Genomic DNA, 10899 nt, shown 5'->3' on the forward strand with positions numbered 1-10899 from the left:
GAGGCCTTGAGCCTTCTGGTGCCGGTGGAGGTCTCTCGGATAGAGCACCGATCGGCGCTTGAGGCATCGGCGTCGTCGCGGCATCGCGGAGGAGCGGACGGTCTGAGTATCGCGTTCAGCCGTCGGCACCTCACGCGCGCCCGCACACGCCGCGAAGGAGAACTCACGCTTTGAAGGAGGCTTTGACGCATCTCCTCCTCCGCAGCGTGAGTTCTCCTTCATACAGTGCGTCGGCTACGCGAGCCGCTTCTCGCAGGGCATCGTCATGCATGCTCCGGTCTCGTTGCCTTCGAACCGCTGGGAGGGGGACGAAGGAGTCCTTGCATTCCGACGATGTTTCACGTGAAACGGAGACGTTAGTCCCTCTGTCCTGGGTGCTGTGGTGACGGCGCCCGTCTTAGAGGAGAGCACGAGAGCGGAGCGTGACGTGTGCATACGGGGGTCGTCTGGTCCAAGCCACGCAAAACTGCGGCGACTTTTGCGAGGAGTCGCCGATGTTCAGCTCCCACAGCCTTCCCGCCCGATGACGTTTCACGTGAAAAGGCGCCCGGCAGAGCTGCTCGTCTCTGAGAGCACCGACCAGAAGGGAATCGGGCGGGCGCACGACGCTTCGATACGCGCCTCCCTGCGGCCGGTGACGCCCGACCCGAGTTGCCTGGTCCGTCGGGAGACTCGCCCTGCCGAACGCTCAGAGGCTTCTGCTGCATGACGACGCGATGCTTTCTTGTAGGTGTCCGTTGTTCCCGTGTGCGGTGTCCCTGAGCGGCGGAATGATGTTTCACGTGAAACGGTGCCTGACGGGGCTGTGTGCGTGTCGTCTACGGCTGGTCGGAAGTAGGCGCATCCCGCCCGCTGCACTGTCTGTGCTGCGTTTCTGTACCGCTCGGGAAGACTGTTCGGGGCAACTGTGTTCGCCGTGTGCCATCCCCGGGGTGGGATTGGTGCGCACGCGGTCGCTTTCACCTAGACCTCCCATCCCTCGTAGACATCGGGGTGCGCGCCTGTAGGTGGCCTCCCTCCTCTGAGCACGTGTCTCACGTGAAACAACCACGGTTGCGACTGTCAGAACGCTGATGCTGTCGGCGGGCCCAACCGAGAGGGGTGAGAAGCGAACTCGATCGGACGAAGATGGGTAGTGGGTGGGTGGTCGTCAGTGCGCGGAATGAGGGTGAAGCTGGGATGATCGAGGAGCTTGACCCCAGGGGAGTGGCGTTCGTATAGATGCCCCCAGGCGTGATGTTTCACGTGAAACGACCGTCGGGACCTTCTCCGAAGAACCGTGACGAGCGCGGGAGAGCCTCGTCGTCATCCAACGTCGCCCCGTGCGATTAGAGTGGAACGCGGCCCCGAAAGGAGTGGATGTTTCACGTGAAACAGTCCGAGAAGACATCGGCGAACGAATCGTTCGGGATGGACACACCGCTCGCGCGGGAACTCGCCGACCTCTCTGCCCGGAGGCGCGCGCTTGAGGCAGCGAAGGTGGAGTTCGCGGGGGATACCCGAGTTCTGACCGTCTCCAACCAGAAGGGCGGCGTCGGCAAGACCACGTCGGCAGTGAACATCGCCTCGGCGCTTGCTGGCTTGGGGGCGAAGGTGCTGGTCATCGACCTCGACCCGCAGGGAAACGCATCCACGGCCCTGGGAGTTCCCCATAGCGCGGACACCCCCAGTGTCTATGACGTCCTGATCGACGAGTTCCCTCTCGCGGAGATCGTGCAGCCGAGCCCGGAAGACCCCAACCTCTTCTGCGCCCCCAGCACCATCCACCTGGCGGGCGCGGAGATCGAGTTGGTCGCCCAGGTGGCGAGGGAGCACCGCCTCCGTCGAGCACTGGAGGACTACCTCGTCGACAACGCGATGGATTTCGTCATCATCGACTGCCCTCCTTCGCTCGGACTGCTCACCATCAATGCGTTCACGGCCGCATCTGAGGTCTTCATCCCGATCCAATGCGAGTACTACGCACTGGAGGGTCTGAGTCAGCTCCTCGGGAGCATCCAGATGATCCAGAAGCACCTGAACCCGGCTCTTCACCTCTCGACGATCCTGCTGACCATGTTCGACGGACGTACGCGCCTCGCGCAGCAGGTCGCGGAAGAAGTGCGTACGCACTTCCCGGATCAGGTGCTGGAGACGGTGATCCCTCGATCCGTCCGAGTGTCGGAGGCCCCGAGTTTCGGCCAAACGGTGATCGCCTACGATGGGCAGTCCGCCGGCGCGATCGCCTACCGCGAAGCTGCCGTCGAGATCGCGTCGCGCATGGCGACGCAGAGCAAGGAGAAATGATGGCGAAGCGCACAGGGCTCGGTCGGGGAATCGGGGCGCTGATCCCCACCGCAGATCAGGCGGAGCGTCCCGTCGACGTCTTCTTCCCCGGATCCAGTCTGCGACCGGCGGAGACGGAGGCGACGATCGGTCCGGATTCCGAGACTCCTGAGCTTGAAGAGGTGCCCGGAATCCACCTGATCCAGGTGGATCCGAACTCGATCGTCGCGAACCCCCGACAGCCGCGTACGCATTTCGATGCCGATGACCTGGCGGAACTCGTGCACAGCGTCCGCGAGTTCGGTGTGCTGCAGCCCGTGGTCGTCCGCAAGAACGCGACGGGCGACTACGAGCTCATCATGGGGGAGCGGCGTACCCGTGCCGCACGTGAGGCCGGTCTCGACGTCATCCCCGCGATCGTCCGCGACACCGCCGATGAAGACCTTCTGCGCGACGCCCTCCTGGAGAACCTGCACCGCTCCGAGCTGAATCCGCTGGAAGAAGCGTCGGCGTACCAGCAACTGCTCGATGACTTCGGCATCACCCAGGAAGAGCTCGCGACAAGGATCGGTCGCTCGCGTCCGCAGATCAGCAACACAATCCGTCTGCTCAAGCTGCCGGTCCCGGTGCAGCAGCGGGTCGCAGCCGGAGTGCTCACGGCTGGACATGCCCGCGCGATCCTCAGCCTCGAGACTCCGGAGTCGATGCAGCGCCTCGCCGACAAGGTCGTGAACGAAGATCTTTCCGTGCGCGCGACGGAGGAGGCGGCGAAGGCGCAGCCGGCCGCCGGCAAGTCGGCGAAGGCGACCCCGGGGGCGCGCCGCGCGTATCTCGACGAGGTGGCAGGCAAACTCGGCGACCGACTGAACACGCGGGTCAAGATCGCCCTCGGTGCTCGTAAAGGCCAGGTCACAATTGATTTCGCTTCCATTCAGGACCTCAATCGGATCCTCGAGGAGCTTGGCGAAAGCGGCTACGGCTCGGCGCGATGACATCCTCGGGACCGTTTCGGTCCCTTAGACTCGCGTCATCTCGACGACGAGGGGGGAATGTCATGTCCGCAGCAGAGGGTCCCAGAAGCGTCCAACGCCGCGTGATCGCGGTCAGTATCGCCGCGGCGTTGGGCGGATTCCTGTTCGGCTTCGATACCGCGGTGATCAACGGCGCCGTCGACGCGCTCGCGGGTGACGTCTCTGGGTTCGATCTCGGAACGGCTCTCAAGGGCTTCGCGGTGTCGTCGGCGTTGATCGGCTGTGCGGTCGGTGCATGGTTCGCCGGACCGGTGTCCAACAAGTACGGACGCATCCCGGTGATGGTGGGCGCTGCGACGCTGTTCTTCGTCTCCGCGATCGGTTCCGGGCTCGCGTTCAGTGTCGTCGACCTCATCGTCTGGCGTGTGATCGGCGGACTCGGGGTGGGTGCGGCGTCCGTCATCGCCCCTGCCTACATCGCCGAGGTATCGCCGGCCGCGATACGTGGTCGTCTGGGTTCACTGCAGCAACTCGCGATCGTGACCGGTATCTTCGCCGCGCTGCTCTCCGATGCTCTGCTCGCGGGCATCGCCGGTGCCGCCGATCAGCCGCTGTGGGGACTCACCGCGTGGCGCTGGATGTTCATCGTCGAGGCCATCCCCGCGCTGGTCTACGGCATCATGTCGCTGCGCTTGCCGGAATCACCGCGCTACCTGGTGCGCAAGGGCGAGTTGAAGCGTGCCGCAGAGGTGCTGGAGACCGTCACGGGGACGATCGACGTCGATGCGAAGATCACGGAGATCACCGGCACGATCGACACCGAACGCTCGGAGTCGCTGCGCGACCTGCGCGGAAGCCGTCTCGGCCTCAAGCCGATCGTCTGGGTGGGGATCTTGCTCTCGGTGTTCCAGCAATTCGTGGGCATCAACGTGATCTTCTACTACTCGACCACCCTGTGGCAGTCGGTCGGCTTCGACGAATCCAGCGCATTGCTCACGTCGGTGATCACGTCGGTCACGAACATCGTGGTGACCATCGTCGCCATCCTGCTCGTTGACAGGGTCGGCCGACGCATCATGCTGCTCGTCGGCTCGGTGGGTATGACGGTGACGCTGGGACTCATGGCGCTCGCGTTCTCGTTCGGGACACTCGATGCGCAGGGGACGGCGACCCTTCCCGATCCCTGGGCGACCATCGCCTTGATCTGCGCGAACGGTTTCGTGGTCTTCTTCGGGGCGAGCTGGGGTCCGTTGGTGTGGGTCCTCCTCGGCGAGATCTTCCCCAATTCGATCCGCGCGGGAGCTCTCGCCGTCGCCGCCGCGGCCCAGTGGGTGGCCAACTTCTTCATCTCGACGACGTTCCCCGCGTTTGCGGAGATCGGTCTCACGTTCGCCTACGGGTTCTATGCGTTCTTCGCTCTCCTCTCGTTCTTCTTCGTGTTCTTCAAGGTGCCGGAGACGAAGGGCAAGGAGCTCGAGGAGATGAGCGATGAACTGGCCGTACGGCGCCGGAAGGTCGTACGGGAGACGTAGGCTTGACGTATGTCCGAGTCCGTACAGCGCCGCGCCAGCCTGGAAGTGCTGCGCGCCGAGGCGGCTGACGAACTCGCGGTGCTCATCCAGGAGCGTCTTCTCGGGGGCGAAGACCCCTGGGAGTTCATGGAAGACCTGCCGAGCATCGACGAGCTCGTCGTGTACCTCCTCCGGGCCGACAACATCAACGCGAACGACGGCGTGCGACCCAATGCCGCCCGGCACTATCGGGTGCTGCGACAGATCGCCCTGGAGTACCCCGAACTGACCTCTGCCGTGTGGGGCCTGCTGGACGAGACCCAGCGCCACCGTCGCTGGGACCCCACCGTCGCCGACGCCTCCTGAGCACGGGGTGGTGACGGGTGGCTTGACGTCACCAGATTCTGAACATAATCTTCACCCCGTGTGACAGACTGGTAAAAAGATACCAACTTGTCGACACGAGGGAGTTCGCCATGGCACGACGCACGCGTATCGGAGCCGAGCGTGCGAGCAGCGACTTGCAACTCCTCGCCGGGTCGCGAAACTCACTCGACTAACGTTGGGCACAGCAATATCCTTCCAGGCCACCCTCCCGGACAAGCCAGATCAGATGTCACCCACCCGTGCAGCAGACCCCTCGGGGTCTTCAAGAGCTTCTTTGAGCGCGTGAACCAGCGGGGCGTCAAGGCCGAGGAGCGTAAGGGCTTGCATCAGGGTGCTTAGCCTCGGGTTCGCCAGGCGGTCCTGATGCGGATCCGCGTGTTCAAGGGTCCGGTAGGTCGGGATCGAACAGCCGATCAAATGGGCCGCCTCTTCCTGAGAGACGTTTCGATCAACCCGGTACGCGATCAAGCCACGCGCAAGCAGGTGTGTGATGCGTGACGGCATGAATCCCCCTCCGCCTCCGAACGCACAACACTATGGCCCATAGCCGCATAACCCATAACGCTGTATTCCTGTATGCCTGTATTCCGGTACAAGTCTCGGCGAGGGCTGATGATTATGGCCTGGCCACCAGGTGATTTCCAGAAAACATACTTTCTGGATACCACCCGTAGTGCCGGCTGAATATTGATCCGGGATGCTCAGTCCTTCTCAGTCCAGTCTCAGTAGGTCTCGACTCCGACAAGGAGCGGGGCAAGCACAAGGACCGCTTGTCTCGATATCGAGTTTCTTGACCAATGGTTGGAGGTGATTTTATGTCCGTGATGACTGTGATCGAACCGACGCTGCTGAAGCGTCGAGTGCACGACGCTCTCGATGAAGCGCTCCTGCGCTTCGACGGCTGGTGGCTCGTCTTTCTCGCAGCGCTTCTCGTGTTCGGGGTGGCCTTCCTCGCGTCGATGGCCGCGTGGTGCTTCCTCGCGAATGGAGGCAGGCGTTTCAGTGGGAACTGGTCGTGGAGCGACAAAGGTACGTCCCTCTGGCTTGAGTGCATCTAGCGCACTCGTCCTCGGCGGACTCTCGGCGCATCCGCGAGGGTCCGCCGAGGGTCCGCCGCACGCGAAGAAAGGAACCGAATGCTGCTCGATGTCTCCGCCGTGGAGTTCGCCTATGCGAGGCGGACCCCGGTGCTGCGCGACCTCTCACTGAAGATCGCGCCCGGGGAGCGCGTCGGCCTCGTCGGCCCGAACGGCTCGGGGAAGTCGACGCTCATCCGTCTGATCGCCGATCTCCTGCAGCTGCGACGCGGTAACATCCGCATCGCGGGCCGCTCGCACCAGGAACGCGTCTCGCGCGAGAGCCTCGTCTACGTCGCGAGCAACGACTACCTGCCGCAGTTCCTCACCGGACGCGAGTACGTCGACCTCATGCACCGCTTCTACGGCCAGGAGGTCGACGCGTCGCGGCTGGACGACCTGTTCGCCCGTTACCAGATGGAGGCGCGGCAGCTCGATCTCATCGAGGACTACTCGCACGGCATGCGCAAGAAGGTGCAGCTCATCTCGAGCCTGCTGCTGCGGCGCCCGTTGACGATCATCGACGAGACCCTGAACGGCGTCGACGTCGATGCGCTGTTTGAGTTCGAGCGCGACGCACGAGACTTGGGAGAGGCCGACGCTCTGCTGCTGTGCAGCCACGACTTCCGACTGCTCGAAGCGGTATGCGACCGCATCGTCGTGCTGTGTCGCGGCGAACTTGCCTACGATCTGCCGATGCGACAAGTGCAGGACGAGTTCGGCTCCGTCGACGACCTCGTCAAGCGCGCCATGAGCTCGTCCCGGGGCATGGCGTGAAGCCCGTCCTGACGCTGACAGGCTTCCTGTCGCTCTTCCTCGTCCGCCGCATACTCCGCCGAGGGGTGCTCCGGCTCGCCGCGGTCCGCTACGGACTCGCCGCCGCCGCGCTCCTCGCGTTCGCGGCGTTCTGCGCGTTCGGCATCGTTACCCTCCGCCAGCTCATCGCCGATCCGGCACTGCTCGTGCCCCTGCTGCGCGTCGCAGGCACGGCCGTCCCGATGTGGGTGCTCGCGATCTTCACGTTCGTGCGCGTCCTCTTCATGAAATCGAGCGACCTCGTCGAGCTCACATTCGGCTTCCCGCTCACCAACCGGGCACGCACTCTCGGGTTCATGCTCTTCGAGGCGATGCTCGTGGGCATCGGGGTCACGGTGATCCTCGGGGCGCTCGTCGCCGGTACGCTCGCGATCGGCGGCTTCGGGGTGCTCGACGACGTTGTGACATGCCTCGTGCTGCCGACGTGCGTCTCCTACCTTCTGGCGAGTGTCTACTACCTGCTCCTCGAGAGGGCTCTCCTGCAATTCCGGCTCGCCCGACTGCGGGCTTTCCTCGTACCGATCGTCCTCGCCGGCACGCTCATCGCTCTCGCGGTCGCCGTCTCCAGCCAATCGGAGCGCGTGCTCTTCGCCGCCATCGGAGAAGGCGAGTACTTCGCGCCCCAACTGATCTTCGCCGACCTCGCCGCCGCGCACGGCCTCCTCGCCGCAGTCGGCGCGTGGCTTGCCGCGGTCGCGCTGCTCGTCACCCTCGTCTGCTCGGCGACTCCGCGCCAGTTCGACCCGACCCGGCGCTTCGCACGCATCCCGCGGGTGCTCGGGTCGTCGGAGTTCGGTGCCTACTTCCTCGCGCATGTCCGTGCCATCGAGACCATCACGGTCTACGGCCTCGTCTTGGCCGGATCCTACGCGCTGTTCGTCGCCGACGTCCGCCTCCCGCCCTTCCTCCTCATCGCGGTTACGATCCAGGGCGCATACGCCTTCGTGTCGACCGAGCCTCTCCGGGCGTGCGGTCCCCGTCGGCACGGCACGGTCCGGCGCTACCTGCTCGTGCTTGGCCCGCAGCTGTTCGCTCTCTTCGTCTGCGCCGTGCCGGTCGGCATCCTGTCCGCCCTCACCGGGATCGGATGGAGCGAGATCATCATGGTCGTCGGGTTCTGCGCCTCGAACACGGTCGTCCTGACCCTCGCGGGGATCGCCTTCCCGCCCGAGAAGGGCAACCCGTTCTCCGTGATCGTCGGCGTCGCGGTGGCCGCCCTGGTCACCGGAACCCTTCTCTTCGGCACGAGCGTGCTCGGGCTGCCGACATGGTTCAGCACGGTGGTGCTCGCGGCCGTGACCGCGTGCGCCGGAATTCTCTCCGTCATCGGGATGCAGAAGATCGAAAGGATCGAACGTCATGAAGTGGTTGTTTAGGTTCATCGGGAGTCTCGTGGCCGCCCTCGTCGCCACCGTCGGTGCCGCTGTCGTCACGGCGATCTGGCTCATGTTCTCGGCGGGTTCATCGGAAGGCCAACGCCTCGGATTCTTCGGCGCCGTGTTCGTCGATGTGAGGCAGACTCCTCGCGACACCATTGAACTCGGAGTGGGTCTCGCCGACCCGATCCCGCTCGTGCTGTCGGTCGGCGTGATCACTGTGCTCCTCGTCGCGGTGATGGTCGTGCACGATCAGCTCCGCGAGCGGAAGAGGCAGCTCCTCGCTGAAGCCGAGTGATGTGGTCAACCACGGTCACCGGACTCCGCCCGCGCACGGTGATCCGCTGGCTGTCCCTCGCCGTCTGGCCGGTGAACCTTGTCTTCGGCACGTCGATGGCCGCGGCCTCGGCCGCGGCGATCGTGTTCGACCAGCCCGGCATCCTCGGTGCGCTGCTCGTGGTAGGGATGCACTACGTCTGCGGGCTGTGCGCATCGTTCGCGATTCACGAATTGGGGCACGCCATACTCCTGTCGTGGTCGCCCGGGGTGACCACGATCACCCTGGAGCGCACGCTGCTGCGGATCTCTGTGCGTCCGCACGGCTCGATCCGCGGACGCGACGCCTTCCTCACCGCCGTCGCCGGACCATCGCTCTGCGTCGTGATCGGGATGCTGCTGTGGCTAGCCGTGCCCCACGTACAGCTTCAGGGGTGGTTCCTCTTTCACGCCCTCTTCCTCACCCCGGCATTCAACGACGGGCGCATCATGCTCATCGGCGCCCGATCATGGAACCGGGTATAGACGCTTCGCATTCCGCGCTGATCATCAGCGGACGCACGGGGCCGACAGAGGGCTACGCGGGTGCTGTCTAGATGTTTTCAACACGAAACAGTCCTGTCACCAGGAGGGAACGCCGGACAACGTCGGGGCAGCCGTCCATCAACGCCTGTCGCGACTGATCGCGACAGCGGCGCGCGCACCGCCGATCACGTGCGACTCACACGCAGAAAACGAGAAAGGCCGCACCTCCCCGGGAGGTGCGGCCCTTTCGGCTCAGAACGTCAGCCGATGAACGCGGCGAGGTCCTTCTCGAGCGCGGGCTTCGGCTTGGCGCCGATGATGGTCGTCTTGACCTCTCCGCCCTGGAAGACCTTCATCGCCGGGATCGACGTGATCTGGTACTTCATGGCCAGCTGGGGGTTCTCGTCGACGTTGAGCTTGAGGATGGTGATCTTGTCGGGGTTGTCCGCCTGGATCGCGTCCAGGACCGGCGAGACCATACGACACGGTCCACACCACTCGGCCCAGAAGTCCACCAGCACGGGACCGTCGGCCTGCAGAACGTCCTGCTCCCAGGTCGCCTGGCTCGTAGCCTTTGCACTCATCAGAGTTCTCCTTGATTCGAGGTTCGTCTGCTACAACAGCCGACGAGGGGAAAGTGTTCCCGGACTATGCCGAGGCGGTGAGGATCTCGGCGGCCTCCGCAGCCGGGACCTCGACGGATGCGTCCTCGAGGTCCGCGAGGAAGTGCTCCGCGTCGAGGGCCGCGACCGTGCCCGTGCCGGCAGCGGTGATGGCCTGACGGTACGTGGGGTCGATGACGTCGCCCGCGGCGAACACGCCGGGCACGGAGGTCTTCGACGAGCGGCCGTCGACCCAGATCGTGCCCTCGGGCGTCAACTCGAGCTTGTCGTGCACGAGGTGGGTGCGCGGGTCGTTGCCGATCGCGATGAACAGACCATCGATCGGCAGGTCGCGCAGGGTGCCGTCGACCGTCGAGCGCAGCTGCACGCCGCTGACGGAGTCGCCACCGAGGACTTCGGCGACCTCGCTGTTCCACACGAACTCGATCTTCTCGTTCGCGAACGCGCGCTCCTGCATGATCTTCGAGGCACGCAGCGTGTCCTTGCGGTGGATGACGTAGACCTTCTCCGCGAAACGAGTGAGGAAGGTCGCCTCCTCCATCGCCGAGTCGCCGCCGCCGACGACAGCGATCGTCTTCTCACGGAAGAAGAAGCCGTCGCACGTGGCGCACCAGGACACGCCGTAGCCGGACAGGCGTTCTTCTCCCTCGATGCCGAGCTTGCGGTACGCCGAGCCCGTCGCATAGATCACGGACTGAGCTTCGTGCTCGACACCGCTGCCGAGGATGACCTTCTTGACGGGTCCGTCGAGCTGCAGCTCGGTGACGTCGTCGTAGACGACCTCGGTGCCGAACTTCTCCGCCTGCTCCTGGAACTTCGCCATCAGCTCCGGACCCTGGATGCCCTCGGGGAACCCGGGATAGTTCTCGACTTCGGTGGTGTTCATCAGCTCGCCGCCGACCTCGACCGAGCTCGCGATGAGCAGCGGCTTGAGGTTCGCTCGGGCCGCGTAGATGGCAGCCGTGAATCCGGCGGGGCCGGAGCCGATGATGATGACCTGACGCATGTGCTCTCCGTCTTAGAAACTGCAGTCGAATGACCTTCGAGTGCTTCAACCCATGGTAACCGCGAGG

General features: G+C 64.6%; 12 protein-coding genes. 9 read left to right on the forward strand and 3 right to left on the reverse strand.

Features of this window, described 5'->3' with window-relative positions; all coding sequences use genetic code 11:
• Nucleotides 1-1410 precede the first annotated feature (1410 nt).
• From LVJ59_RS11110 to LVJ59_RS11125, 4 genes are all read left to right on the forward strand, one after another.
• Entirely contained in the window at nt 1411-2286 is an 876-nt protein-coding gene (locus LVJ59_RS11110; protein WP_232763048.1) for a ParA family protein, read from the forward strand.
• Entirely contained in the window at nt 2286-3257 is a 972-nt protein-coding gene (locus LVJ59_RS11115) for a ParB/RepB/Spo0J family partition protein (protein WP_131491655.1), read from the forward strand. Before LVJ59_RS11110 ends, LVJ59_RS11115 begins: the two co-directional genes overlap by 1 nt.
• Before the next feature lie 62 nt (nt 3258-3319).
• Entirely contained in the window at nt 3320-4768 is a 1449-nt protein-coding gene (locus LVJ59_RS11120; RefSeq protein ID WP_232763049.1) for a sugar porter family MFS transporter, read from the forward strand.
• Nucleotides 4769-4777: 9 nt separating this feature from the next.
• Complete coding sequence (locus tag LVJ59_RS11125; RefSeq protein WP_131491656.1) at nt 4778-5113, forward strand: tryptophan synthase subunit alpha; 336 nt, start codon at nt 4778-4780, stop codon at nt 5111-5113.
• Between the two features lie 243 nt (nt 5114-5356).
• Here the strand turns inward: LVJ59_RS11125 and LVJ59_RS11130 are convergent, their stop codons facing one another.
• Nucleotides 5357-5638, reverse strand: coding sequence for a helix-turn-helix transcriptional regulator (locus LVJ59_RS11130; protein WP_232763050.1), 282 nt, complete (start codon nt 5636-5638; stop codon nt 5357-5359).
• A gap of 320 nt (nt 5639-5958) precedes the next feature.
• Here LVJ59_RS11130 and LVJ59_RS11135 point away from each other — a divergent pair, with 320 nt between their 5' ends.
• From LVJ59_RS11135 to LVJ59_RS11155, 5 genes are all read left to right on the forward strand, one after another.
• A complete protein-coding gene (locus LVJ59_RS11135) occupies nt 5959-6192 on the forward strand; it encodes a hypothetical protein (protein WP_232763051.1) in 234 nt (77 codons plus the stop codon).
• A 78-nt stretch (nt 6193-6270) separates the two neighbouring features.
• Nucleotides 6271-6987 carry an ABC transporter ATP-binding protein gene (locus LVJ59_RS11140; protein WP_232763052.1) on the forward strand — a complete coding sequence of 239 codons (717 nt, stop codon included), beginning with the start codon at nt 6271-6273 and terminating at the stop codon, nt 6985-6987.
• Complete coding sequence (locus LVJ59_RS11145; RefSeq protein ID WP_232763053.1) at nt 6984-8402, forward strand: hypothetical protein; 1419 nt, start codon at nt 6984-6986, stop codon at nt 8400-8402. Before LVJ59_RS11140 ends, LVJ59_RS11145 begins: the two co-directional genes overlap by 4 nt.
• Nucleotides 8386-8700 carry a hypothetical protein gene (locus LVJ59_RS11150; protein ID WP_232763054.1) on the forward strand — a complete coding sequence of 105 codons (315 nt, stop codon included), beginning with the start codon at nt 8386-8388 and terminating at the stop codon, nt 8698-8700. Before LVJ59_RS11145 ends, LVJ59_RS11150 begins: the two co-directional genes overlap by 17 nt.
• Nucleotides 8700-9203, forward strand: a complete 504-nt coding sequence (locus tag LVJ59_RS11155; RefSeq protein WP_232763055.1) for a hypothetical protein — start codon at nt 8700-8702, stop codon at nt 9201-9203. The genes LVJ59_RS11150 and LVJ59_RS11155 overlap by 1 nt, the downstream gene beginning before the upstream one ends.
• Before the next feature lie 260 nt (nt 9204-9463).
• On the opposite strand, the gene trxA is transcribed toward LVJ59_RS11155, so the two are convergent.
• Together trxA and trxB are read right to left on the reverse strand one after the other, a co-directional pair.
• Complete coding sequence (gene trxA / locus LVJ59_RS11160; protein ID WP_232763056.1) at nt 9464-9787, reverse strand: thioredoxin; 324 nt, start codon at nt 9785-9787, stop codon at nt 9464-9466.
• 64 nt (nt 9788-9851) lie between these two features.
• Entirely contained in the window at nt 9852-10832 is a 981-nt protein-coding gene (gene trxB, locus LVJ59_RS11165) for a thioredoxin-disulfide reductase (protein ID WP_047522317.1), read from the reverse strand.
• Nucleotides 10833-10899 lie beyond the last annotated feature (67 nt).

The sequence above is a fragment of the Microbacterium sp. KKR3/1 genome (genome assembly GCF_021272365.1).
GTDB classification, from domain to species: domain Bacteria; phylum Actinomycetota; class Actinomycetes; order Actinomycetales; family Microbacteriaceae; genus Microbacterium; species Microbacterium aurugineum.